The sequence below is a fragment of the Methanoculleus sp. UBA413 genome (assembly GCF_002502935.1).
GTDB classification, from domain to species: Archaea; Halobacteriota; Methanomicrobia; order Methanomicrobiales; family Methanoculleaceae; genus Methanoculleus; species Methanoculleus bourgensis.
This window is the reverse complement of sequence record NZ_DAQR01000138.1, coordinates 21,073-21,427: the sequence shown is the minus strand read 5'-3', so window position 1 is coordinate 21,427 and position 355 is coordinate 21,073. Positions and strand designations below refer to the sequence as shown.

Annotated in this window: 1 protein-coding gene; it reads right to left on the bottom strand. The window is 52.7% G+C overall.

Features of this window, described 5'->3' with window-relative positions:
- The coding region (locus BP858_RS12055) for a F420-dependent methylenetetrahydromethanopterin dehydrogenase (protein ID WP_286879573.1) at positions 1 to 134 on the bottom strand (134 nt) is incomplete at its 3' end.
- Positions 135 to 355: the final 221 nt, after the last annotated feature.

Genomic DNA, 355 nt, shown 5'->3' with positions numbered 1-355 from the left:
GGCTGCAGTTTCGTCCCGGAGGTCGCCATGAAGGTGATCATCTCCTCACGGTCGCCGCGCTCATCGAGGAGAAGTTCAGCCATTACACCACTGGCGATATTTCCCAGTTTCGCAATTCCTACTTTAACTACCACTTTAAACACCTCTCAAAATTTGAGAACACGATAGTATTGCCGAGTTCTCATATAAACGTTTTGAAATGGCCGCCAACTACCCCTGCTTCAGTCGGAAGGGCGGTACCGTGGGTAGTGGATCGTTGCATCTAACGTTTCAGGTGCACTTGTTGATCGCACGCGAAGTTCGCGTTGCCTGCGAAGGATGCGTAGCTCCCCCCACCGTCACCCTTCGCGCCTTC